Below are 23,610 nucleotides of genomic sequence, written 5' to 3' on the forward strand. Positions count from 1 at the left end.
TCAAAAAAGAAGGAACGCCTCTGGCTTCAATGGCCCGATGGCGGAGTGGTGGAATCGCGAACTATCAAGCGGGGAACCAGGGTCTGCTTGTCCCCTGTCCCGTCCGTGGAGGTGCCGTCCATCAACTGCAGCAGGCGCGTCATGGCCCGGTCGCCGAGCTCGGCGATGCTGACCTGCATGGTGGTCAGCGACGGGTGGACGAAACGCGCCAGTGGAATGTCATCGAAACCCGCCAGGGCGACATCGGTCGGAACACGGACACCGGCCTGCGTGAATGCATACAGGCATCCCAGGGCCATCATGTCGTTGGCGGCGAACACGGCATCAGGCAGCGCTCCGGCTGCCAGCAACTCCTGACCGGCGCGATGGCCGGAAGCTTCGTCGAAATCACCGGGCAGCTCGATGCCCTCGGCGCCACCGCCAAAAGCCGCCAGCGCGTCACGGAAGCCGCGCAGGCGCTCGCGCGCGTCGAAGTTGAGATCCGGGCCAGAAATGAAAGCGATGCGACGGTGGCCGGCGTCAAGCAGATGGCGGGTCATCGCCATCGCACCGGCATGGTCGTCGATGCTCAGCACCGGGTGGTCCTGCCCGGGCAGATAGGTGTTGATCAACACCGTCGGCAACGACTGCGGCAGGTTGTCGGTCAGGAAACCGGGGCTCTCGGCATAGGGCGAGAGCACCAGCAGGCCGTCGACGCGGCCGCGCATGGCGCGCAGGGCCGCGCCCTGCTGCTCCTGGTCACCGTGGTAGCTGGACACCAGCAGGTGCTGGCGACGGCTACGGGCGACATTGTCGATGCCACGCATCAGTTCGGAGAAGAATTCGCCGTACAGGTCAGGCAGTACCACGCCCACCGTATTGGTGCGGCGGCTGCTCAGGCTGCGGGCGGCGGCGTGCGGGGTGTAACGCAGCCGTGCGGCCACCTCCAGCACAAGCTGGCGGACCGGTTCGGCGACATTTTCATGCCCGTTGAGCGCGCGGGAAACCGTGGCCACGGAGACCCGGGCTTCGCGAGCGACGTCTTTGATTGTGATAGCTGCCTTGTTCACGAAGCCGCCCTCCACGGCTTGGACCTACCAGCATTGGCGCGGAATGTAAGCGTTTCCATCTGGGCTTGTAAACAGTCCGTTAGGCGAATGTCCCGAAATGGACATGGAAATCTGTCTGCAGCGAGCCCCCGCAGGGACCCGCCAGGACAGCGTGGGACAAGGGCTCAGCCCTGTTCTGACGGGGTCTGCGCGCGGATGGACAACGCGTGGATATCGGTCTCCATCATCGTCCCCAGCGCGGCGTACACCGCGCGATGCCGGGCCAGCGGGCCCAGTCCGGCGAAGCGTTCACTGACCACATGTACGTTGAAATGGCCGCGGCCATCGCGCGCACCGGCATGGCCGGCGTGGCGATGGCTGTCGTCCTCGATCTCGAGCACGCTCGGCGCCAGCGCATGCTGCAGCGCATCACGCATTCGCGAGATCCGTTCCGCGTTCACGGCAACACCTTCCGGAACGGTCGCACCTGCACGCGGGTGTAGACGCCGGCGGCCACGTACGGGTCGGCGTCGGCCCAGGCCTGGGCCTGCAGCAGCGACTCGAACTGCGCGATCACCACCGAGCCGCTGAAACCGGCCGGGCCGGGGTCTTCACTGTCCACCGCCGGGCAGGGGCCGGCCAGCAGCAGGCGTCCCTCGTCGCGCAGCGCGTGCAACCGCGCCAGGTGTTCCGGCCGCGCCTGCAGCCGCTGCGCCAGCACATCCTGGCCGTCATACCCTTCGATCACATACCACACCGGCATTTCCTCGCTTGCGTTGTCGGGTCCGCAGATTCTAGCCAATGCGGCCCCTGCCCCGGCCCGGCTGGACACTGGCGCAACAAAGGCTTACCCTAGACTCCATTGCACGTGGCTGGATGCAGCAGCCCGTCGGTTTTTGCGGCCAACGCAGCCCCCGACGACCGTCCCGCTGCTTCAAACCGGACCACCTGGCCGGGCCACGTAGACGACCTCCCCGTAGTTCCGTCGCTGCCGTTTCCTGCGGCGCGTCCTGCTGTTTGATATGTGTGGAATCGCGCCGATCCCGGCGTGTCTGGTGCCCTGGGGCTCCGTGGCGTTGGCCCGGCGAACCCGGTGCCGCGACTGGTCCGTTGCAATCCTGATGTCCATTAGATGACTTCCGAACTCGCGCTCGACGCGAACCCGCCAACCCGGCCGCCCGCCCCCCAGCAGCAGGAAATGCCGCTGGCCGTGGTGCATGGGCAACCGGTCCTGCAGATTCCGCAGGACCTGTACATTCCGCCGGACGCGCTGGAAGTCATCCTGGATGCCTTCGAAGGCCCGCTGGACCTGCTGCTGTACCTGATCCGCCGCCAGAACCTGGATGTCCTGGACATTCCCGTCGCCGAGATCACCCGGCAGTATGTGGAATACATCACCGTGATGCGCGAGCTGCGCTTCGAGCTGGCCGCCGAGTACCTGGTGATGGCCGCGATCCTGGCCGAGGTGAAGTCGCGCATGCTGCTGCCGCGCCCGGTCAGCGAGGAAGGCGATGAGGCCGACCCGCGCGCCGAGCTGGTGCGCCGGCTGCAGGAATACGAACGTTTCAAGCAGGCCGCCGAGGACATCGACGCCCTGCCCCGCCAGGACCGCGACACCAGCCTGGCCCATGCCTTCATGCCCGAACGCGCTACGGTGAAACTGCCGCCGCCGGTGGACCTGAAGGAGATGCTGCTGGCGCTGCACGACGTGCTCAAGCGCGCCGAGCTGTTCAGCGGCCACGCCATCAAGCGTGAGGCACTGAGCGTGCGGCAACGCATGGGCGAAGTGCTGGGACGCCTGGAAGATGGCAAGTTCTATCGTTTTGAAGGCTTGTTCACGGCCGAAGAAGGCAAGCTGGGCGTGCTGGTCACGTTCCTGGCGGTGCTGGAACTGGCCAAGGAACAGCTGCTGGACATCGTCCAGGAAGAACCGCTGGCGCCGATCTACGTGAAATCGCTGGCCGCCGGCAACACCAACGCCCCGCTGCAGTTCAGCAGCGAGTTCGACGACAACGACGCCGCCAATGCAGACGAGTGAGCGCTGACTGCCGATGGATCAATTGCTGATCAACCGCATTGTCGAAGGTGCGCTGCTGGCCTCCAGCCAGCCGCTCACCCTGGCCCAGCTGAAGGACCTGTTCCCGGAAGAGGAACCGGCACCGCCGGGCAGCATCGAACGCGCACTGGAACGCCTGCGCGAAGCCTGCGAAGGCCGCGGCGTGGAACTGGTCGAGGTCGCCTCCGGCTTCCGCTACCAGGTCACCGGCGAAGTGCATGGCTGGATCAGCCGGCTGTGGACCGAACGCAAGACCCGTTACACCCGCGCCACCCTGGAAACCCTGGCGCTGATCGCCTACCGGCAGCCGATCACCCGCGGCGAGATCGAGCAGGTGCGCGGCGTGGCGGTCAGCAGCAACATCATCCAGGCGCTGGAAGAACGCGAGTGGATCCGCGTGGTCGGCCACCGCGACGTACCCGGCAAGCCGGCGCTGTTCGGCACCACCAAGGGCTTTCTGGATTATTTCGGCCTGAAGCGATTGGATGAGCTGCCGCCACTGTCGGAACTGAAGGACCTGGGCGAGCTGGAACCCCAGCTGTCCCTGGACCGCGATGCACCGGCAACGGCAAGCGCCGACGGTCCTGACATCTCGGCCGGCGACGAAGGCGCTGCCGCGAACGATGATGCCGGCCTGGCCGGCAGTGACACCCCCGATTCCGCCGACGCAGCCCCTGCGCCGGCTTCCGATGAGCAAGCACCTTCGCCCCTCGATGATGGGCACCCCGATTCCGCGCCGGGCGAGCGCGCGGTGCCAGTGAACGAACGCGAAGACAACGCCGTCGCGATGACGACCGTGGCTGTTGACCAAGCCGATTCCGAACCAGAGGCCGACCCCGAAACCGTCGGCCGGAGCAAAACTGATGAGTGACACCCCTCGCAAGCTGTCGTTGAACAAGCTCTCGCTCAAGCGCGAAGCCACCTCCGAACAGTTCAAGTTGGAAGAACGCCTGCACAAGGTGCTGGCACAGGCCGGCCTTGGCTCGCGCCGCGCGCTGGAACAGCGCATTGCCGAAGGCCTGGTCAAGGTCAACGGTGAAGTCGCGCAGACCGGCATGTCGGTCAAGAGCGGCGACAAGATCGAACTGGATGGCCGTGGCTTCGTCGCCACCGCCCTGGCCGAGCCGTCGCGCGTGCTGGTCTACAACAAGCCGGAAGGCGAAGTGACCACCCGCGATGATCCGGAAGGCCGCCCGACCGTGTTCGAATCGCTGCCGCCGCTGAAGGGCGCGCGCTGGATCGCGATCGGCCGCCTCGACATCAACACCACCGGCCTGCTGCTGGCCACCACCGACGGTGAACTGGCCAACGCCATGATGCACCCGTCGTTCGAGGTCGAGCGCGAATACGTGGTGCGCGTGCGCGCGCCGGAAGGCGAGGAAAAGGTCTCCGACGCCATCGTCGACCGCCTCACCCGTGGCGTCGCGCTGGAAGACGGTCCGGCCAAGTTCGACGAGATCGAACGCATCGGCGGCACCGACTCGCACGACTGGTTCCGCGTCGTGGTGAAGGAAGGCCGCAACCGCGAAGTGCGTCGCCTGTGGGAGTCGCAGGGCTGCCAGGTCAGCCGCCTGAAGCGCACCCGCTACGGCAAGGTGAGCCTGCCGCGCGAACTGGCCCGTGGCCATTCAGTGGAACTGGGCACCGCGCAGGTTGAAGCCCTGCGCGCGCAGCTGAAGCTGGAAGAAGGCGCACCGTCGGCACTGACCCTGCAGCCGGTGATCGGCCAGCGCCGCGCCGCCAAGACCACCGTGCGCGTGCGCGAAGGTGGCCGCGGCAACGCCTACGTCAACGGCCACAACACCGCCGACGAAGGTCGCGAGCTGCGTCGCTTCGACAACGTGCGCGAAGACCGCGGCCGTGGTCGCGGCGGCAAGGGCGGCGGCTTCAAGGGCGGCCTGACGGTCAGCGGCGAAGCGGCAGCCAAGCAGTCGCAGAAGCCGTTCAAGCAGCGTGCCCAGAAGAACGACCGTTCGCTGCCGGAAGGCAATCCGGCCGCGTTCCGCACCTGGTACGTGCCGGATGGCGTGAGCACCGGCCCGAGCGGACATCGCAATGCCGGTCCGGGCGCACGTGGCCCGGGTGCCCGTGGTCCGGGCGCAGGCGGCCAGGGCCGTCCGTACGGCAAGCCGAAGGGTCCGGGTGCTGGCGCCGGTGGCGGCCAGGGCCGTGGCGGCTTCGGCGGTGAAGGCCGTGGCGGCGCAGGCGGCCAAGGTCGTCCGGCCGGCGCGGGCAACCGCTCGCAGGGCCAGGGCAACAAGCACCCGTACGGCCATCCGGGCAATGCCCCGAGCTTCCCGTCCGACCACGCCACCCCGGGCTTCAACCCGTATGGCAGCCCGAAGCCGGCGCAGGGCGCCCGTCCGGGCGGTCGCGGTCCGGGCGGTGGCAACAACCGTGGCCCGGGCGGTAACCGTGGTCCCGGTGGTCCGGGTGGCAACCGAGGCCCGGGCGGCCCCGGTGGCAACCGCGGTCCGGGCGGCCCGCGCCGCAGCGGCCCGCGCGGCGGCTGATCAGCGATCCGACTGAAATGAAAAACCCCAGCTCCGGCCGGGGTTTTTCTTTAAAAAGGGGACGGAGGGGATTAAGTCGTTTTTGCCACGGCGTGTGTCGAAGGGGCGAAAGCGACTTAATCCCCTCCGTCCCCTTTTGCGTGGCGCTGGAACGCGGCGGGTGTGGTGCCGGTCATGCTGCGGAAGAAGGCGATGAACGGGCTCTCGGCGGAGAAGCCGGTGTCCTGCGCCACATGCGCGACGCGATGGCCGAGCAGCAGCAGCTCCATGGCCCGCATCAGGCGCCATTGCTGGCGCCAGGCCTGGTAGCTCATGCCGGTATCACGCTGCATTAGCCGGCCAACGGTACGCACGCTCAGGTCCACACGCGCGGCCAATTCGCCCAGTTCGGGCGGCAACTGTTCGGCCAGCGGCAGACAACGTGCGATCCGCGGATCACGCGGCAGAGGCAGGTCCATCGGCGCCACCGGTGCAGCGACGATTTCCAGCACGCACAACGCCAGTTGATGGTGTGCGCGCGGCGACTGCCAGTCATGGTCGAACGGTGCCTGCGCGATCGGCTCCAGCAAGGCCTGCAGCAGCGGACCCACGCCGATGATGGCCGGCTGGCGGGGCAGCTGGGCCGACAGGGTGGCGTCGAAGTACAACGAACGGTAGTCGACCGCCTGGCGCATCTGCGCGCGATGGCGCAGCCCACCCGGAATCCACGCTGCGCGCGCGGGCGGCAGCAGGCTGACGCGATCACCATAGGTCAGGCGCGTACAGCCCTGCCGGGTGTACAGCAGCTGCGCGCGCGCATGCTGGTGCCAACCCGAGTCGTGATCCGCCAATGAGGCCGCGATACCCAGCACCGGAGCGCCCCAGGCATCGGCGTCGAAGTGTGCATCCGGCTGCAACCAGGCCATGTCTTATTTCATGTATTCGATGACAGGATATACAGAGTGCGCCATTGCGGACGCGACCACAATGCGCGGCCCTGTTCCTGGAGCGCCCGCATGTCGCGCCGCCTGTTGCTGCTCACCATTGCACTGCTGATGTTTCCGCAGTTGGCACAGACCCTGTACAGCCCGGCCCTGGCCGATCTGGCCGAACGCTTCGCCCTGCCGCCGAGTGCCGCCAGCCAGGCCATGAGCCTGTACCTGTTCGGCTTCGCTGCAGGCGTGCTGCTGTGGGGGCGTCTGGCCGATCGTATCGGTCGTCGCCCTGCCCTTCTCTGTGGCCTCGGCGTTTTCGCAGCGGGCGCATTGGGCGGGCTGGTGGCTGGCAGCTTCGGCCACGTGCTGCTGGCCCAGGCGTTGGCCGCAGTCGGCGCCGCCGCCGCTTCGGTGGTGACCCAGACCGTGCTGCGCGACCATCTGCAGGGGCCAGCGTTGGCCCAGGCATTCTCCTGGATCGGCATGGCCCTGGCCCTGAGCCCGGCCATCGGTCTTGCACTGGGCACGCTGCTGGTCGCCGCCAATGGCTATCTCGGCGTACAGTCCGGCCTGCTGCTGATAGCTGTCCTGCTGGCAGTCGCATGCCTGGCTGGCCTGCGCGAAAGCCGCCCTGCACATATCCCGCACACGCCCATGCTGCCGCTGCTGCGGGAACTGCTGCACGATCGCTGGATCTGGTCACACGCGTTGCTGGTGATGGCCTTCAACGTGGCGATGTACAGCTGGTATGCACTCGGCCCCTTCCTGTTTGCGCGCCTGCACTGGCCAGCCACCTGGTTCGGCGCCAGCGGCGCGGTGCTGGCATTGGGCTCGGCACTGGGCGCGTGGGGCAATGGCCGCCTGCTGCGTGCAGGCGTTGCCGCAACCACGCGCATCCGCATCGCCGCAGGCCTGGTTCTGACGGGAGGCCTGCTGGCCGCGCTGCTGCATGATCACCCTGCCCTGGTCGCGGCGATGGTGCCGGTGGTGACTGGCTTCGGCCTTGCCATTCCCAATGTGCTCGGCCAGGCCCTGCGCGGCTATCCACACTGTCTCGGCAGCGCAGGCGCGCTGTTCGGCCTGCTTTACTACCTGTTGATCGGCGCGGCAATGGCGTTGGTCGGTGCAGTGCAGCTGCTGGCACCGACCCTCATCGTGTGTGGCCTGCTGGCCTTGTGGCTGCAGCGGGATCGGTCAGTCGACGGCGGAAGGCCTGGCTGCCGATCGCAACGATGAAAGACTCGCTCCTGCTGCCACGCGGGCAGCAGTGGCCCCGAGGTCCCTGCCCCGGGGCCTGGATCAGAGAACAGCGGGTTACTGCACGTTGATCACTTCGTCCATCGGCGCGAGGAAGTTGCCAGGACTGTTGCGCGACGCTGAGATCACATAGGTCCCGGGTGTTGCGATGGTCGCGGTGCAATGGCGGATGGGCGTGGTGTTGCCACCGTCGTAATTGTCATTGGTACGGCACAGGAACTGACCATTGGCATAGACCGAGAAATTACTCGTTCCATCCACCTGGCCGCCGCCTGTGATGTAGATTTCCGACGGCGAGCCAGCCACACGCGGCAGGGTGCCGATCTCGAATCTGGCCGTCACCGGATGCGGCAACAGGCTAGGACACGGCACAACGAGTCCGCTGTCAGACAGGCAGACCTCGGCGTGGGCGATGGCGGGCGTGGCGATGAGGGCCACGAGCAGCACGGACGTTCTGAACTCCATTCCAGCGTCTCCAATGATCCCAGCAGAATCGCTGGGACGTCCCTGTTAGGCATTGCGGGGTTACTGCAGGGTCAAGGAAACGTAAATGCATGAGCGCCCACAGCATCGGATGGCCGCAGGATCCCCTGTGGGCGGCGCGTTTCACGCCTCCACTGCCGTTGGAACCCATCCCTGACCGATGACCTCATGTCGATGCAGGATGCTCACCGTCGCGCGGCACTTTTCCAGCGCGGATCGACGCTCACACCGCATGTTAGGAATTGCTGCAAACACAAGGCATTGTGCGCCACGCCCGGAATTCACATCAGGACGCTGGCTATCGTGCGCGCTCTCCCACACCAGGCAGATGCCCATGATCACCATTACCGCCGAACAGGCACGCGCCAACGCCGATGCCGCCAAGCGCCCGATCGAACAGTTCTACCGCGACCTCGACAACTCGATCCAGATCGGCTCGGAGAATGGCCGCCGCTATCTCGTGTTCGGCTTCAGCCAGGTGATGGCCAGCGAGCAGCTCGTCGAAGACGTGACCGCACAACTGCTCAAGAATGGTTTCAGTGTCGAACGGTTGTTGAGCGATTCCGAACAGCACTACATCCGCATCAGCTGGGGATCTGCCGAGCCGTCGCGCCTCAGCGCCGGCTGAGGGTGAACGCGGTGCCGTCCACGCCCAGGTCCCAGCCCTTGCCGGTACCGGACAGGGCCAGCGAGATATCACCCTTGGTCATCACCTGTGCGTTGCTGGACTTCACCGCACCGGCATGCGCGCCGACCGAGGCATAAGTACCCAGCAGTTCGTTGACGCTGACCGCGCCGGTGAAGCTGCCACGCCCGTTGGTGATCTTCGACTTGCCCACGGTCAGGCCGCCGCCCTTCATCTGGATGCGCACCGGCATGCTGGCGCCGTTGCTGCAGGTGACCGTGCCATTGCCGGAGGCGGTCTTGTAGATCAGCGACCAGCCGGAGAGGTTGTAGCGCAGCTCGCAGTCGAGGTTGCCGGCGGCGTGCGCGGCCGGGGCCAGCGATGCGGCGGACAGCGCCAGCAGCAGGGCGAAGGACGTGTTCATGGCAGGACTTCCAGTTCGGTCGGACTGGCGGCGAATCTAGCAGCGCGCGCGTGCACGTTGAATGCAGGCGCGCGCGCTGGTGCGGCGGCGTTCAGGCCGTCGCTCAGGCCTGCTCGTCCAGGTGGAAGGCATCGGCATCAAGCATCGCCGGAAAGCGCGCGCGGTGTGCGGCCAGCGCCTCGGCCGAGATGGTGGTGGTGACCACCTGTTCGCGCTCGCGGATTTCCACCTGTGGCTGGCCGAGGAAGTCGATCACCGCGCTGTCACCGGCGTAATGCAGCTGGTTGCCATCGACGCCGACACGGTTCACCGCGGCAACGAAGCACAGATTCTCGATCGCACGTGCACGCAGCAGTGTCTTCCACGCATAGGCACGTGCCGACGGCCAGTTGGCGACGAAGATCTGCAGGTCGAAATCCAGCTGCTGTGGACGTTCAACGTTGTAGCGGTTGCGGCAGAACACCGGGAAACGCAGGTCGTAGCAGACCTGCGGATTGATCCGCCAGCCCTTCCATTCCACGCTCAGGCGCTCGCGACCGGCCGCATAGCGCTCGTGCTCGCCGCCATAGCGGAACAAGTGGCGCTTGTCGTAGTACTGCAGCTCGCCGTCGGGCGTGGCGAACAGCAGGCGGTTGTAGACGCCCTCGCCCTCGCGCAGCTGCACGCTGCCGATGACCGCCGCGTTCAAGGCCTTGGCCTGCTCGCGCACCCAGGCCACGGTCGGGCCGTCCATGCCTTCGGCCTGGGCGATGGCGTCGTTGGAGAAGCCACTGGTGAAGGTCTCCGGCAGGATCACCAGGTCGGTGGTGCCCGCCAGCGGTGCCAGCAGCGCGCCGTAGTACTCACGGTTGCCCGCCGGGTCATGCCAGCGGGTGTCGCCCTGGACGAGGGAAATGCGCAGGTCCTGCATGTTCACGCCTCCGCTCAGAGCAGGCGCAGGCGTTCGATCGCCGCGTCCATCGTTGCTTCATTCTTGGCGAAGCACAGGCGCACCAGGCGCTGGCCGGCCGGCGGGTTCTCGTAGAACGGCGACAGCGGAATGGCAGTGACGCCCTTCTCGATGGTCAGCCACTTCACGAACTCATGGTCCGGCAGGTCGCTGATGGCCGAGTAGTCGACCAGCTGGAAGTAACCGCCCGGCACCGGCAGCGCCTTCAGCCGGGTGCTGGCCAGCTGTTCGCGGAAGCGATCGCGCTTGGCCTGGTAGAACGCACCCAGCTCCAGGTGGTGTTCGGGCTCATCGCGGATCATCGCGGCGAAGCCGTACTGCGCCGGGCCGAAGCTGGTGAAGGTGTTGTACTGGTGCACCTTGCGGAACTCGGCGGTCAGCGCCGGCGGGGCGATCGCATAGCCGATCTTCCAGCCAGTGCAGTGGTAGGTCTTGCCGAAACTGGAGATGACGAACGCGCGCTCGCGCAGTTCCGGGTAGCGCAGCGCCGACTCGTGGCGGCGACCGTCATAGATGATGTGTTCGTACACCTCATCGGAGATCAGATAGATCTGCGTGCCGCGCAGCAGCTCGGTCAGCGCCTGCATGTCCTGCGCCGACAGCATCGCACCGGACGGATTGTGCGGGGTGTTGACGATCAGCATGCGGGTACGCGGGGTGATCGCCGCACGCACGCGGTCCCAGTCGACGGCGAAGGTCTGCGGATCCAGCGACACATGCACGGCCTTGGCGCCGGCCAGATCGATCGCCGGTTCATAGCAGTCATACGCCGGGTCGAGCACGATCACTTCCTCGCCCGCACGCACCACAGCGTGAATAGCGTTGAAGATGGCCTCGGTGCCGCCGCTGGTGACAGTGATCTCGCTGTCCGCATCCACCTGCGCGCCGTAGCAGTCCAGCGCCTTCTGCGCGATGGCCTGGCGCAGCGGCGCCACGCCCGTCATCGGCGGGTACTGGTTCAGCCCGGCGGCCATCGCCCTGGCAGTCTCGTCGACCAGGCGCTGCGGCGCCGAAAAGTCCGGGAAACCCTGGCCCAGGTTGACCGCGCCGTGTTCGGCAGCGAGCTGGGACATCACGGTGAAGATCGTGGTACCGACCTTGGGCAGCTTGGTGTTGGGTTGCATCGGCCTGGGGATATGGGGAGACAGGCCCCTGAGTTTACGCAATCCCTGCTTCGGTAGTGCCGGCCGCTGGCCGGCAACCCGGGACTATCTGCGACGCTTGGTCGCGCCTGCCGGCCAGCGGCCGGCACTACCGTATGCATTCACCGCTACAATTGCCGCCGCACTCCGGCATGAAGACCCTGCCCCTTGAACACCCCTGCATTGCTGGCCGCCAGCGGCCTGAGCTTTTCCCGCAATGACGAGCCGGTGTTCGGCCCGCTGGACTTCCATGTGGACGCCGGCGAAGCCCTGCTGGTGCAGGGCGGCAATGGCGCCGGCAAGACCACCCTGCTGCGCGTGCTGGCGGGCCTGGCCCGGCCTGGTGCCGGGCAGGTGCAGATCGATGGCAGGCCGGCCGGCAATGCCGAGCGCGCGCGTTACGTCGCCTACCTCAGCCACCTGCCCGCATTGAAGCCCGATCTGGACACGCTGGAGAACCTGCATTTCCTGTGCGGCCTGCACGGCCGTCGCGCACGGCAGATGCCGGGCAACGCGCTGGCCATCGTCGGCCTGGCCGGTTATGAGGACACTCTCGTTCGGCATCTGTCCGCCGGACAGAAGCGGCGGCTGGCACTGGCACGCATCTGGCTGTCACCGGCGCCGTTGTGGCTGCTCGACGAACCCTATGCCAACCTCGACCTGGAGGGCATCACCCTGGTCAACCGGATGATTTCCGCGCATCTGCGTGCCGGCGGCGCTGCACTGGTCACCACCCACGGCGCCTATGCCGCACCACCGGTGCGTACCCGCCAGCTCGACCTCGGCGGTACCGCATGATCGCGCCAGGCACCGAACCGGGCCTGTGGCAGACCGCAGCGGCCCTGCTCAAGCGCGACCTGCGCCTGCTCTGGCGCCGCCGCGGCGATGCGCTGCAGCCGCTGCTGTTCGCGGTACTGGTGGTGGTGCTGTTCGCGCTCGCCCAGGGCCGCGAACCGCAACTACTGGCCGCCACCGCCGGCGCGGTGCTGTGGCTGGCCGTGCTGCTGGCCGGCCAGCTGTCACTGGATTCACTGTTCCGCTCCGATGCCGAAGACGGCTCGCTGGAGCAATGGCTGCTGGCGCCGGTGCCGCTGGCCTGGCTGGTGCTGGTGCGCGTGCTGCTGCACTGGGCCACCACTGCGCTGCCGCTGATCGTGGTCAGCCCGTTGCTGGCCGAAATGCTGCATCTGCCGCATGACCAGCTGCCGATGTTGCTGGCATCGTTGCTGCTGGGAACACCGTTGCTGAGCCTGATCGGTGGCGTGGTCGCTGCACTGACCGTAGGCATCCGGCGCTCTGGTATTCTCGTGGCGTTGCTGTCGTTGCCGCTGTACGTGCCGGTGCTGGTGTTCGGTGCAGGCAGCCTGGCAGCGGCGGGACGCGGACAGGATCCGGTCGGTGCGCTGCTGATGCTGGGCGCCGGTCTGCTGGTCGCGCTGGTGCTGGCGCCGTTGGCCACCGCCGCTGCAATACGTATTTCTCTGAGTTGACCGAGCTGAGAGCCAATCCACCCCTGCTGGATAGCCGCCACGCATGAATCCGATTGTCCGCTGGTTCCACCAACTCGGTTCGCCTCCCACGTTCGACCGTTTCGCTGCCCGCTGGTCGCGGGTGTTCTACCTCGCGGCGGTGCCGGTGCTGCTGGTCGGCATATGGCAGGCGCTGCTGGTGGTGCCGCCGGAAGCCAAGCAGCTGGACAGCTTCCGCATCCTCTACATCCACGTGCCCAGTGCCTGGATGAGCCTGTTCGTGTTCGCGCTGATGGCGCTGTATGCCGCCATCGCGCTGATCTGGCGGATCAAGGTCTGCGAGATCCTGGCCATGGCCTGCGCACCGATGGGTGCCGGTTTCACCCTGATCACCCTGTTGACCGGCAGCATCTGGGGCAAGGGCACCTGGGGCACCTGGTGGGACTGGGACCCGCGCATGACCAGCGAGCTGGTGCTGCTGTTCCTGTACCTGGGCGTGATCGGCCTGTACCACGCCATCGAGGACCGCCGCAGCGCCGCACGCGCAGCCGGCCTGCTGGCCATCGTCGGCGTCAGCCTGCTGCCGGTGATCCGCTATTCGGTGGACTGGTGGGGCGGCCTGCACCAGCGCCAGTCGATCAACGTGTTCGGTGAATCGGCGATCAGCAGCGCGATGATCGCGCCGCTGTGGTGGATGGTGATCGGCACCAAGTTCTGGTTCGCCGGTTCGGTGCTGGCCAAGGCCCGTGCCGACAATCTCGACCGCGAGGCCGGCAAGGCCTGGGTCGGCGGCCGCGTCGATGCCGCACGTCCGGCCGGGGAGGCCCAGCCATGACCCACCTGCCCTATGTGATCGGCGCCTACGCCGTGTTCGTGCTGGTACTCGGCGCCGATGCCATCGGTTCGTGGCTGCGCCTGCGCGTGGCACGCCGGTTGGCGCTGGCACGCCAGCAGCGGCAGCAGACCCGCGCCGTCAAACAGGACGCTGCGGCGCCGCTGTCGACGGAGCTGGAACGATGACGCCGGTACAACGTCGCCGCCTGGTCTGGGTACTGCTGGCCCTGCTCGCCTCCGGGCTGGCCACCGCGCTGGTGGCGATGGCGCTGGAACGCAACATCGCCTACCTGTACACGCCTTCGGAAGTGCTGCGCGGCGATGTCGATGCGCAGTCGCGGTTCCGCCTGGGCGGCATGGTGGTGAAGGGCTCCTTCAACCGCCCGGTCGGTTCGCTGGAAGCACGTTTTGAAGTGACCGACGGCGATGCCCAGCTGGCGGTGACCACGTCGCGGATCCTGCCGGACATGTTCGCCGAAGGCACCGCGGTGGTCGCCAGTGGCCGCCTGCAGGACGATGTGTTCGTCGCCGACGAGGTGCTGGCCAAGCACGATGAGAAGTACGTGCCCAAGGAAGTGGCCGACAAGATGGGCGACGCCCATCGCAAGCATGACGTGCCGGTGACGGCACCCGAGGTGCGCTGAGTGCTGCCCGAACTGGGTCAGATCCTGCTGTTGTGCGCGCTGCTGGCCTCGCTGCTGCAGGCCGGGCTGCCGCTGGTCGGCGCGCATCGCGGCAACACGGCATGGATGGCGGTGGCACGGCCAGCCGCCTTCGCACAACTGCTGCTGCTCGCCGGCGCCTTCGCGGTGCTCACCGCTGCGTTCGTGCAGCAGGACTTCTCGGTGCGCTACGTGGCCGAGAACTCCAATTCGCTGCTGCCGATGATCTACCGCTACTCGGCGGTGTGGGGTGCGCACGAGGGCTCACTGCTGATGTGGGCGCTGGTGCTGGCGCTGTGGACCGGCGCAGTGGCGCTGTTCTCGCGGCACCTGCCGGCACCGGTGCAGGCGCGTGTACTGGCGGTGATGGGCATCGTCAGCATCGGATTCCTCGCCTTCCTGATCTTCACTTCCAACCCGTTCCTGCGCCTGAACCCGGCACCGCTGGAAGGCCGCGACCTCAATCCACTGCTGCAGGACCCCGGGCTGATCATCCACCCACCGATGCTCTACATCGGGTATGTCGGCTTCGCGGTGCCGTTCGCATTCGCCGTGGCCGCGCTGCTGGAAGGTCGTGTCGACGCACGCTGGCTGCGCTGGACGCGGCCGTGGACCAACGTCGCCTGGGGCTTCCTGACCCTGGGCATCGCGCTGGGCAGCTGGTGGGCCTATTACGAGCTGGGCTGGGGCGGCTGGTGGTTCTGGGACCCGGTGGAAAATGCCAGCTTCATGCCGTGGCTGGTCGGTGCGGCACTGATCCATTCGCAGGCGGTCACTGAGAAGCGCGGCACCTTCGGCAGCTGGACCCTGCTGCTGGCGATCGCGGCCTTCGCGCTGTCGCTGCTCGGCACCTTCCTGGTGCGCTCCGGTGTGCTGACCAGCGTGCATTCGTTCGCTGCAGATCCGTCGCGCGGCCTGTTCATCCTGGTGTTCCTGTCGGTGCTGGTCGGCGGCAGCCTGCTGCTGTACGCGCTGCGTGCCAGCCAGCTCAGCGTGGACGCCGACGATCCGCGCCGTGGCTTCACCGCCACCTCGCGCGAGACCCTGCTGCTGGCCAACAACCTGCTGCTGGCCACCGCCTGCGCGATGGTGCTGCTCGGCACACTGTATCCGTTGCTGGCCGATGCACTGTCGCTGGGCAAGATCTCGGTCGGCCCGCCCTACTTCGGCAGCCTGTTCCTGCTGCTGATGGCACCGATGATCCTGCTGCTGCCGTTCGGCCCGCTGGTGAAGTGGCAACGCGACCAGCCCTCGCGCGCGTTCGCGCTGCTGGCACCCTGGCTGGGGCTGGCGGTGCTGCTGGGTGCGCTGGCCTGGTGGCAGGCGCCGCAGAACGGCTGGAAGGCCGGTCTCGGTGTCGCTGCCGCGGTCTGGGTCGGCTTCGGTACCGCACGTTTCGTCTGGCAGCGACTGCGCGGCAATGGCCGCTTCACCGCCGAAATGCTCGGCATGATCGTCGCCCATGCCGGCATCGCCGTGTTCCTGGCCGGTGCGCTGCTGGTGGAAGCCCTGAACGTACAGCGTGAAGTGGCGCTGGCACCGGGCCAGCAGGTGGTGGTCGGCCGCCACGAAGTACGCTTCGAGGGCGTGGACCATCGCGAAGGACCGAACTTCATCGCCGACCGCGGCCACCTGCGCGTGTTCCGCAACGGCCGCGAGCTGGCCCTGCTGCATCCGGAAAAGCGCCAGTACGCCAGCGGCGGCCAGGTGATGACCGAGGCCGGCATCGATGCACGCCTCGATGGTGATGTCTACGTGGCATTGGGCGAGCCGCTGGGCAACAATGCATGGGCGGTCCGGGTGCACATCAAGCCGTTCGTGCGCTGGATCTGGCTGGGCGCGCTGTTGATGGCCCTGGGCGGATTCATCACCGCCGCCGACCGCCGCTTCCGTCGTCCGTAGGAGTTTCCATGTCCGAGTCCCCCGCCCCGCGCCCCTCCCGCCCGCTGCCGCCGGTAGCCATCGTGATCGGCGTGCTGTTCTTCTTCGGCCTGCTCGGGCTGATGATCTACGGGGTGATGAAATCGGGCGATCCGCAGCGCGACGTGCTGCCATCGGCGCTGATCGACAAGCCGGCGCCGGCGTTCGCGCTGCCGGTGCTGCACGACCCGGAAATGATCGTGCACAGCGACGAACTGCGCGGCGCGCCTTACCTGTTTAACGTGTGGGGCAGCTGGTGCGCGGCCTGCCGCGAGGAACACCCGGTGCTGACCCGTTTCGCCGAGAGCAAGCGCGTGCGCGTGATCGGCTACAACTGGAAGGATGAACCGACCGATGCCCTGCATTGGCTGGAACAGCTGGGCAACCCGTTCATGGTCGTGCTCAGCGACGTGGAAGGCCGCACCGCGATCGACTGGGGCGTGACCGCGGCACCTGAAACCTTCCTGGTCGATGGCAGCGGTGTCGTGCGCTGGAAGTACAGCGGTGCGATGACCCAGCGCGTGGTCGACGAGAAGCTGATCCCGGCACTGGAGAAGATCGAGAAGGCCCAGGGCAATGCCGGCAGCACGCTGCACACGGCGCCCTGAGCCCATGCGCTGGCTGCTGGCATTGCTGCTTCTGATGCTGCCCCTGGCCGTGCTGGCACAGCAGCCGTTGCATGATCCGCAGCCACTGCAGTTCCGCGATGGCGCCGAAGAACGCCGCTTCCACGACCTGGCCGCGCAGCTGCGCTGCGTGCAGTGCCAGAACCAGTCGTTGGCCGACTCGAACGCGCAGATCGCGCAGGACCTGCGCCGCGAGGTGCTGCAGCTGATGCAGCAGGGCCGCGACGACGCACAGATCAAGCAGTTCCTGGTCGCGCGCTACGGTGAGTTCGTGCTCTATCAACCGCCTCTACAGCCGGGCACCTGGCTGCTGTGGGGCGGTCCGCTGCTGGTGCTGGGCGCCGGCGCGCTGGTGGTACTGGGCATCGTCCGCCGCCGTGGCCGCACGGTTGCTGCCGCCCCCGCCAGCAAGACCGATGAAGGAGACGGATGGTGAGCCATTGGCTGCCGATGCTGGCTGGACTGGTGGCCGCACTGATGGCGGCGCTGGTGCTGTGGCCGCTGCGCCACCACGGTCGCCGCGGTTTCGTGGTGGGTGTGCTCGCGCTGGGCGTGTCCGGTGCCTGCCTGTATCTGCTGGTTGGTGATCCGCGTGCAGCACAGGTACAACCAACCCCGTCGGTAGCCACCCTGCGCGATGGCGTGCAGGCCCTGCAGGATGCACTGAAGCGAGACCCGCAGCGAGCCGATGGCTGGACGCTGCTGGGCCGGTCGCAGGCCGAACTGGGCAACGCCGCAGCCGCAGCGGATGCCTTCGCACGTGCTGCCGCTCTCGCCCCGGAAGACCCCGGCGTGCTGGTGGAAGCGGCGCAGGCACGTGCGCAGGCCGATGCCGGCAAGCAGTTCGATGACACCGCGATGGCCTGGTTGCAGCAGGCTCGTGCGCTGGCGCCCGATGCAGAGCGCGCCAGCTGGCTGCTGGGCATCGCCCTGCGCCAGCGCGGAAAGAATGCCGAGGCTGCCGACATCTGGAGCGGCCTGCTGCCACGGCTTGAGCCCGGCGCCGCGCAGGCGCTGCAGGCGCAGATCGCCATCGCCCGTGAGGCCGCCGGCCAGGCGCCCGATGCTGCCGCTGCGGCGCCACCGGCGCTGCTGCAGGTGCGCGTGCAACTGCCTGCGCTGAACAACGCCGAGTGGCCCGCCAGCACCCAGGTATTCGTGCTGGCCCGCGCCGTGGGTGGACCGCCGATGCCGGTGGCCGCACGCAAGCTGCCTCTGGCCGGTTTCCCGGCCACGGTCGGGCTGGGCGACGCAGACAGCCCGATGCCGACCGCACCGTTGTCCGCGCATCGCGAAGTGGAAGTGCTGGCACGCATCTCGCGCAGCGGCAGTGCCAACCGCGGCGAGGATGACCTGCAGAGCGTGCCGGTGAAGGTGAGCCTGCCGCATGAAGGCGTGGTGGAGCTGCGGTTCCCGTAGTGCCGGCCGCTGGCGGGCAACCACGTGGGCGCATCCAGATTCATGAGGTTGCCGGCCAGCGGCCGGCACCACCGGGTGCATCGCCGATGGAAACCAGCGTGTCGCCAGCTCCACATGCGGCCCCGCTAGAATGGCTGCATGACCGAATTCATCCCGCCCGGCACCCGCTTCCACGCCCTGCCCTCGCCGTTCCCGTTCAAGCGCGGTGGCGCCCTGCATGGCGCACGCGTGGCCTACGAAACCTGGGGAACGCTGGCCGCCGACGCCAGCAACGCGATCCTGATCGTGACCGGCCTGTCGCCGGATGCACACGCCGCTGCCAATGACGCCAACCCCGCAGTGGGCTGGTGGGAAGGCATGGTCGGCCCCGGCAAGCCGATCGATACCGACCGCTGGTTCGTGGTATGCGTGAATTCGCTGGGCAGCTGCAAGGGCTCGACCGGTCCCGCCTCGCTCAACCCGGCCACGGGCCAACCGTATCGCCTCGACTTCCCCGAGCTGTCGATCGAAGACGGCGCACGCGCCGCCATCGAAGTCGTGCGTGCCCTGGGCATCGAACAGCTGGCCTGCGTGGTCGGCAATTCAATGGGCGGCATGACCGCACTCGCGGTACTGATGCTGCACCCGGGCATTGCGCGCAGCCACGTCAACATTTCCGGCAGTGCGCAGGCACTGCCGTTCTCGATCGCGATCCGTTCGCTGCAGCGCGAGGCGATCCGCCTTGATCCACGCTGGAATGGCGGCCACTACGACGATGCCGAGTATCCCGAGTCCGGCATGCGCATGGCGCGCAAGCTGGGCGTGATCACCTACCGTTCGGCACTGGAATGGGATGGGCGCTTCGGCCGCGTGCGGCTGGATTCGGACCAGGCCGACGACGATCCGTTCGGCCTCGAATTCCAGGTGGAAAGCTATCTGGAAGGCCATGCACGGCGCTTCGTGCGCTTCTTCGATCCGAACTGCTATCTGTACCTGAGCCGTTCGATGGACTGGTTCGACCTGGCTGAGTATGCCGACGGCGACGTGCTGGCCGGGCTGGCGAAGATCCGGGTGGAGAAGGCGCTGGCGATCGGCGCCAACACCGACATCCTGTTCCCGGTGCAGCAGCAGCAACAGGTCGCCGACGGCCTGCGCGCCGGCGGTGCCGATGCGCGCTTCATCGGTCTGGAGTCGCCGCAGGGCCATGACGCCTTCCTCGTCGATTTCGAGCGTTTCGGCCCGGCCGTGCGCGGCTTCCTCGACGCGCTGTAAGTGGCATGGCGGCGTAACCTCGCGCTGGCCGCATTCGGTGCGTTGATCGCACTGACGGTCAGCGGCGTGCTGCCGCTGTGGCTGGGCGGTTGGTGCCTGCTCTCCAGCGCAGTGTCGTTCGGCCTGTACGGCCACGACAAGCGCGCGGCGCAGCGAAAGCAGTGGCGGATTCCCGAGCGCACACTGCAGTTGCTGGCTTTTGCCGGCGGTTGGCCGGGCGCGCTGCTGGGCCAGGCGCTGTTCCGCCACAAGCATCGCAAAGCCGGATTCCAGTGGGTGTTCTGGCTGTGCGTGCTGGCCAACGTGGCCTCGATCGCGGTGATGCTGCGCGAGTTCTCGCGGTAACCCTTCGAATGGGTAGTGCCGGCCGCTGGCCGGCAATTCCGTATCCGTATCAAGCGCCATGAGGTTGCCGGCCAGCGGCCGGCACTACCATTCACGCTTCGCGCACCACTCCCCCATCACGCAACCGGTACTGCGCATCCACCACGCCGTCGGGCAGGTCGTCGTGGGTGATCATCAGCAGGCTGCGCCCGTCCAGCAACCCGGAGAGGTCCTGCAGCAACGCACGTGCGGTATCCACGTCCAGGCCTTCGGTCGGTTCGTCCAGCAGCAGGATCGGCGCATTGCGCAGCAGCGCGCGCGCCAGCGCCAGGCGTCGTGCCTGGCCGGCCGACATCGTCGCGCCGTTCTCGCCCACCCAGGTCTGCAGGCCACCGTTGCGCTCGGCCCACTCACCCAGGCGCACGCGACGCAGCACCGCCCACAACGCTGCGTCACTGGCATCGGGATCACCCAATCGCAGGTTCTCGGCCACGCTGCCGGCAAACACCGGCGCGTTCTGCGGCAGCCACGCCAGTTGCCGGTGCCAGTCGGCCTGGGCGAAATCACGCAGGTCGCGGCCCCCGTAGGTCAACCGTCCCTGTTGCGGATCCCATAGCCGCAGCAGCAGGCTCGACAGGGTGGTCTTGCCACTGCCGCTGTCGCCGCGAATCGCGATCCGCTCGCCCGGCGCCAGTGTCAGCTGCAGGCCGGACAACACCGGCCGCGCCGCACCGGGCCACTGGAAGTGCACGTCATCCCAATGCACGCGCGCGGCCTGCGGCACCGCCTGCGGCGCCTGCGGGTCCTCCACCGTCGGCGGTTGCTCGACGATGGCCTGCAGGCGATCGGCGGCGATGCGCCCGGACTGCAGCGACTGCCAGGCCAGGCCCATGCCGGCCCACAGTTCGATCAGTGCCACGGTGAGGAACACCAGACCCGCCGCCATTTCCGGCGCGATGCGCTGCTGTTCGGCCGCATGCAGGGCCAACGCCAGCATCGCCACCAGGCCCAGCCCGGCGACCAGGCCATGCAGGGTCGAGGCCGCGATCAGGCGCCAGCGCCGACGACGATCCCGCGAAGCCAGCTGTTTTGCCGCCACGCGCACCTTCAACTGCCACGCTGCATCGGCATGCAACGCGGCCAGATCACCCGCGCCCTCCAGTCCTTCGAAGGCTGCGGTACGCAGGGCAGCACGATGCGCGGCACGGTCGGCCTCCTCATCGTCGCGACCACGCACGCCCAGCCACGGCACACCGAAGGCGATCAGCAACGCCAGCACCGCCAGCAGTACCGCCGCAGACGGCAGGATCACCGCGGCCGAGGCGATCGCCACCAGTGACAGCGCACCCAGCGCCACCAGCGGCCCGATCGCACGCACCAGCAGGCCATCCACCTCATTGATGTCACCCAGCAGGCGTGCCAGCAGTTCGCCGGTACGCGTGGCCCCCAGCCGCGCCGGTGCCAGTGGCAGCGCGCGGCGGAAGAACCACACGCGCAGATCGCGGGCGATGCGCAGCGTGGCATCGTGGCCGACCAGCTTCTCGAAGTAGCGCGACACGATGCGCGCCATGGTCAGGCCGCGGATGCCGGCCGACGGCGAAAAGAAGTTGAAGCCCTGCGCCAGCCCGGCCGCACCGGCCAGCGCAGCGGCGGTCAGGAAGCCACCGGACAGGCCCAGCAGGGCGGTGCCGGCCAGCATCGTGATCCACAGCAGCAGCACGGTCAGCAGCAGGCGCGGGCGATGGCGCAGGAACACCGCGCGCAGCGAATCAGGCGAACGGCTCATGCGCGCACCGCCTGTGCCGGCTCGACCAGGCGGCCTTCCGGCAACAGCAGGCAGCGGTCGGCCCAGGCGATCACCGCAGGGCTGTGGGTGGCGACCACCACGCTGCGGCCGCGTGCATAGGCGGCCAGGCTGCGCAGCAACGCCGCTTCGGTATCGGCATCGAGGAACGCGGTGGGTTCATCAAGCAGCAGCACCTGCGGGTCGCGCAGCAGCAGGCGGGCCAGGCCGATGCGGCGTGCTTCACCACCGGACAGGCCGAAACCACGCTCGCCGATTACGGTATCCAGCCCCTGCGGCAGGCGTTGCGCGAACTGCAGTACCTGCGAGGCCTCGGCGACCGCGCGCAGGCGCGCATCGCTGGCACCGGGATCAGCCAGCCGCAGGTTGTCGGCGATGCTGCCGTGGAACAGGTACGGCCGCTGGCTGGCGTACGCCACCTGCACGCCGGGCCGCAGCTGCAGCTTGCCGGCACGCGGCGGCAACCACCCCGCCAGCGCTTCCAGCAACGTGCTCTTGCCGGACCCGCTGGGACCGACCAGGGCCAGGCGCTGGCCCGGTTCCAGCAGCACGTCCAGATCCTGCAGCACATCATGCGGCGCACCCAGCGGGCGCAGCACCAGACCCTGCGCCTGCAGCGGCGGCAAGGCAGCCTCGGCCGGTTCCACCGCCAACGGTGCAACCTCGCTTTCGATCAAGCCCTGCTCCCCGGGCAGCGACTGCAGCAGGCGCTCTACTTCGGCGGCAGCGGCCAGCGCGTTGGCGCGGTCGTGGTAGTGCGCGGCCAGCCGCCGCAGCGGCGCGTAGAACTCCGGCGCCAGCAGCAGGCAGAACAGGCCGGCGCCCAGCGTCGGCACCGCTGCATGCAGCGACATCAGGCCCAGATAGCTCAGGCCCAGGTACAGCGCAACCATCGCCACGCTCACCGAGGCGAAGAATTCCAGCACCGTGGACGACAGGAAGGCGATGCGCAGCACCTTCATCGTACGCACGCGCACGCCTTCGGCGGCGGCCGCGATGCCGTCCAGTTCGGCCTCGCCGCGGCCATACAGGCGCAGCAGGCCCAGACCCTTGATGCGGTCGGCGAAGTGGCCGCTCATCCGCGCCAGCTCGCCAAGCTGCGCACGGCCGGCGGCTTCAGCGCCCCAGCCCACCAGCATCATGAAGAACGGCACCAGCGGTGCGGTGAACAGCAGGATCAGCGCCACCACCCAATCCACCCAGGCCACAGCGGACAGGATCAGCAGCGGCACCACCACCACTTCGGTGCGCACCGGCAGGAAGCCGCTGTAATAGCTCTCGATCGCATCACCGTGATGCAGCATCAGTTCGCCCAGCTCGCCGGTGCGGCGCTGGCGCAGCCACAGCGGCCCATGTCCAAGCAGGCGCGCGAACACACGCTCGCGCAGCGCCAACCGCGCGGCATCGGCCACATCACCGGCAGCCGCCTGGGTGGCGCTGCCCAGCAGCGTGCGCAGCACCAGGATCACCGCCAGCCCAGCGAGCACCGGCAGGCCCGACGCCAGCGGTGCGCGTTCCACCAGCACCTGCTGCACCAGCCAGGCGATGGCAGCGGCCTGGCCGATCAGCAGCGCGCCGGACAGGCTGATGCACAGCGCCGCCAGCCGCTGGCGACCTCGAGCGGAGCGCGCAAGATCGGCCAGCCAGGCGGTGCGGGCACGCCGCTGGCGGGTCGTTTCGGCTTCCGGGGAAAGGCCGTCAGGGGTCGTTTCGGCAGCGCTCAAGGGGTCTTCACGGGTAACAGGGGAGACACGGCATTGTAGGCGCAGGCAACAGCCTCCCCCTGCGGCCGGCGGTCGCAGTCTTCATCGGGTTGGCATACGATCCTCCTGAATACCCATTCATACATTGATCTGGATCAAGGCTGTTTGAAGTAGTCGGTCACATCATTCACCCCGTAGACCACCCTT

General features: G+C 67.8%; 26 protein-coding genes. 16 read left to right on the plus strand and 10 right to left on the minus strand.

The window, feature by feature from the left end:
- Positions 1-26: 26 nt before the first annotated feature.
- The 3 genes from ACZK4Z_RS15065 to ACZK4Z_RS15075 form a co-directional block, all read right to left on the minus strand.
- Positions 27-1,064 carry a LacI family DNA-binding transcriptional regulator gene (locus ACZK4Z_RS15065; protein ID WP_032129774.1) on the minus strand — a complete coding sequence of 346 codons (1,038 nt, stop codon included), beginning with the start codon at positions 1,062-1,064 and terminating at the stop codon, positions 27-29.
- A 149-nt stretch (positions 1,065-1,213) separates the two neighbouring features.
- A complete protein-coding gene (locus ACZK4Z_RS15070; protein ID WP_434060509.1) occupies positions 1,214-1,489 on the minus strand; it encodes a BolA family protein in 276 nt (91 codons plus the stop codon).
- Positions 1,486-1,785 carry a YciI family protein gene (locus tag ACZK4Z_RS15075; RefSeq protein ID WP_032129789.1) on the minus strand — a complete coding sequence of 100 codons (300 nt, stop codon included), beginning with the start codon at positions 1,783-1,785 and terminating at the stop codon, positions 1,486-1,488. The genes ACZK4Z_RS15070 and ACZK4Z_RS15075 overlap by 4 nt, the downstream gene beginning before the upstream one ends.
- Positions 1,786-2,160: 375 nt before the next feature.
- Between ACZK4Z_RS15075 and ACZK4Z_RS15080 the strand changes: the two genes are divergently transcribed.
- From ACZK4Z_RS15080 to ACZK4Z_RS15090, 3 genes are read left to right on the plus strand one after another with little or no spacing between them, the layout of a single operon-like run.
- Positions 2,161-3,066 (plus strand): segregation and condensation protein A, encoded by a 906-nt coding sequence (locus tag ACZK4Z_RS15080; RefSeq protein WP_006456456.1) that lies wholly within the window; start codon positions 2,161-2,163, stop codon positions 3,064-3,066.
- A 13-nt stretch (positions 3,067-3,079) separates the two neighbouring features.
- The gene (scpB, locus tag ACZK4Z_RS15085; RefSeq protein WP_125894427.1) at positions 3,080-3,955 is read left to right on the plus strand and encodes an SMC-Scp complex subunit ScpB; all 876 of its coding nucleotides are present in this window, start codon (positions 3,080-3,082) and stop codon (positions 3,953-3,955) included.
- A complete protein-coding gene (locus tag ACZK4Z_RS15090) occupies positions 3,948-5,597 on the plus strand; it encodes a pseudouridine synthase (RefSeq protein ID WP_049401107.1) in 1,650 nt (549 codons plus the stop codon). Before scpB ends, ACZK4Z_RS15090 begins: the two co-directional genes overlap by 8 nt.
- Positions 5,598-5,713: 116 nt before the next feature.
- On the opposite strand, the gene ACZK4Z_RS15095 is transcribed toward ACZK4Z_RS15090, so the two are convergent.
- On the minus strand, positions 5,714-6,502 hold the full coding sequence (locus ACZK4Z_RS15095; protein WP_125894429.1) for an AraC family transcriptional regulator: 789 nt from the start codon (positions 6,500-6,502) through the stop codon (positions 5,714-5,716).
- Between the two features lie 90 nt (positions 6,503-6,592).
- Here ACZK4Z_RS15095 and ACZK4Z_RS15100 point away from each other — a divergent pair, with 90 nt between their 5' ends.
- Positions 6,593-7,747 carry an MFS transporter gene (locus ACZK4Z_RS15100; protein WP_293797782.1) on the plus strand — a complete coding sequence of 385 codons (1,155 nt, stop codon included), beginning with the start codon at positions 6,593-6,595 and terminating at the stop codon, positions 7,745-7,747.
- A 78-nt stretch (positions 7,748-7,825) separates the two neighbouring features.
- Here the strand turns inward: ACZK4Z_RS15100 and ACZK4Z_RS15105 are convergent, their stop codons facing one another.
- A complete protein-coding gene (locus ACZK4Z_RS15105) occupies positions 7,826-8,233 on the minus strand; it encodes a hypothetical protein (protein ID WP_010486702.1) in 408 nt (135 codons plus the stop codon).
- Between the two features lie 352 nt (positions 8,234-8,585).
- Between ACZK4Z_RS15105 and ACZK4Z_RS15110 the strand changes: the two genes are divergently transcribed.
- Positions 8,586-8,879, plus strand: coding sequence for a hypothetical protein (locus ACZK4Z_RS15110; RefSeq protein ID WP_125894433.1), 294 nt, complete (start codon positions 8,586-8,588; stop codon positions 8,877-8,879).
- Here the strand turns inward: ACZK4Z_RS15110 and ACZK4Z_RS15115 are convergent.
- The 3 genes from ACZK4Z_RS15115 to ACZK4Z_RS15125 form a co-directional block, all read right to left on the minus strand.
- The gene (locus tag ACZK4Z_RS15115; RefSeq protein ID WP_032129781.1) at positions 8,866-9,300 is read right to left on the minus strand and encodes a hypothetical protein; all 435 of its coding nucleotides are present in this window, start codon (positions 9,298-9,300) and stop codon (positions 8,866-8,868) included. The genes ACZK4Z_RS15110 and ACZK4Z_RS15115 overlap by 14 nt on opposite strands.
- A gap of 103 nt (positions 9,301-9,403) precedes the next feature.
- Entirely contained in the window at positions 9,404-10,210 is an 807-nt protein-coding gene (locus ACZK4Z_RS15120) for an amidohydrolase (protein ID WP_125894435.1), read from the minus strand.
- A gap of 14 nt (positions 10,211-10,224) precedes the next feature.
- On the minus strand, positions 10,225-11,373 hold the full coding sequence (locus ACZK4Z_RS15125; RefSeq protein WP_125894437.1) for a pyridoxal phosphate-dependent aminotransferase: 1,149 nt from the start codon (positions 11,371-11,373) through the stop codon (positions 10,225-10,227).
- A 186-nt stretch (positions 11,374-11,559) separates the two neighbouring features.
- Between ACZK4Z_RS15125 and ccmA the strand changes: the two genes are divergently transcribed.
- The 11 genes from ccmA to ACZK4Z_RS15180 all read left to right on the plus strand — a co-directional run bounded on the left by ccmA (position 11,560) and on the right by ACZK4Z_RS15180 (position 19,917).
- Complete coding sequence (gene ccmA, locus ACZK4Z_RS15130) at positions 11,560-12,189, plus strand: heme ABC exporter ATP-binding protein CcmA (RefSeq protein WP_032129784.1); 630 nt, start codon at positions 11,560-11,562, stop codon at positions 12,187-12,189.
- Positions 12,186-12,881, plus strand: coding sequence for a heme exporter protein CcmB (gene ccmB / locus ACZK4Z_RS15135; protein WP_032129785.1), 696 nt, complete (start codon positions 12,186-12,188; stop codon positions 12,879-12,881). The genes ccmA and ccmB overlap by 4 nt, the downstream gene beginning before the upstream one ends.
- A gap of 43 nt (positions 12,882-12,924) precedes the next feature.
- Positions 12,925-13,695 (plus strand): heme ABC transporter permease CcmC, encoded by a 771-nt coding sequence (ccmC, locus tag ACZK4Z_RS15140; protein WP_125894439.1) that lies wholly within the window; start codon positions 12,925-12,927, stop codon positions 13,693-13,695.
- Positions 13,692-13,880, plus strand: a complete 189-nt coding sequence (locus tag ACZK4Z_RS15145) for a heme exporter protein CcmD (protein WP_032129786.1) — start codon at positions 13,692-13,694, stop codon at positions 13,878-13,880. Before ccmC ends, ACZK4Z_RS15145 begins: the two co-directional genes overlap by 4 nt.
- Positions 13,877-14,338 carry a cytochrome c maturation protein CcmE gene (gene ccmE / locus ACZK4Z_RS15150; protein WP_032129787.1) on the plus strand — a complete coding sequence of 154 codons (462 nt, stop codon included), beginning with the start codon at positions 13,877-13,879 and terminating at the stop codon, positions 14,336-14,338. Before ACZK4Z_RS15145 ends, ccmE begins: the two co-directional genes overlap by 4 nt.
- On the plus strand, positions 14,339-16,258 hold the full coding sequence (locus ACZK4Z_RS15155; protein WP_369352636.1) for a heme lyase CcmF/NrfE family subunit: 1,920 nt from the start codon (positions 14,339-14,341) through the stop codon (positions 16,256-16,258).
- 8 nt (positions 16,259-16,266) lie between these two features.
- Positions 16,267-16,884, plus strand: coding sequence for a DsbE family thiol:disulfide interchange protein (locus ACZK4Z_RS15160; protein ID WP_125894442.1), 618 nt, complete (start codon positions 16,267-16,269; stop codon positions 16,882-16,884).
- A 4-nt stretch (positions 16,885-16,888) separates the two neighbouring features.
- Positions 16,889-17,338 carry a cytochrome c-type biogenesis protein gene (locus tag ACZK4Z_RS15165; RefSeq protein ID WP_032129419.1) on the plus strand — a complete coding sequence of 150 codons (450 nt, stop codon included), beginning with the start codon at positions 16,889-16,891 and terminating at the stop codon, positions 17,336-17,338.
- Positions 17,332-18,321, plus strand: a complete 990-nt coding sequence (locus tag ACZK4Z_RS15170; RefSeq protein ID WP_125894444.1) for a tetratricopeptide repeat protein — start codon at positions 17,332-17,334, stop codon at positions 18,319-18,321. The genes ACZK4Z_RS15165 and ACZK4Z_RS15170 overlap by 7 nt, the downstream gene beginning before the upstream one ends.
- Positions 18,322-18,459: 138 nt before the next feature.
- Complete coding sequence (gene metX, locus ACZK4Z_RS15175) at positions 18,460-19,572, plus strand: homoserine O-acetyltransferase MetX (RefSeq protein ID WP_125894446.1); 1,113 nt, start codon at positions 18,460-18,462, stop codon at positions 19,570-19,572.
- Positions 19,573-19,917, plus strand: a complete 345-nt coding sequence (locus ACZK4Z_RS15180; protein ID WP_253143596.1) for a DUF1294 domain-containing protein — start codon at positions 19,573-19,575, stop codon at positions 19,915-19,917.
- Positions 19,918-20,008: 91 nt separating this feature from the next.
- Here ACZK4Z_RS15180 and cydC read toward each other — a convergent pair whose 3' ends face one another.
- Both cydC and cydD read right to left on the minus strand, forming a co-directional pair.
- Positions 20,009-21,682 (minus strand): thiol reductant ABC exporter subunit CydC, encoded by a 1,674-nt coding sequence (cydC, locus tag ACZK4Z_RS15185; RefSeq protein ID WP_253143597.1) that lies wholly within the window; start codon positions 21,680-21,682, stop codon positions 20,009-20,011.
- Complete coding sequence (gene cydD / locus ACZK4Z_RS15190) at positions 21,679-23,424, minus strand: thiol reductant ABC exporter subunit CydD (protein ID WP_253143598.1); 1,746 nt, start codon at positions 23,422-23,424, stop codon at positions 21,679-21,681. Before cydD ends, cydC begins: the two co-directional genes overlap by 4 nt.
- Positions 23,425-23,610: the final 186 nt, after the last annotated feature.

The organism is Stenotrophomonas sp. 71799_Sma (assembly GCF_056482505.1).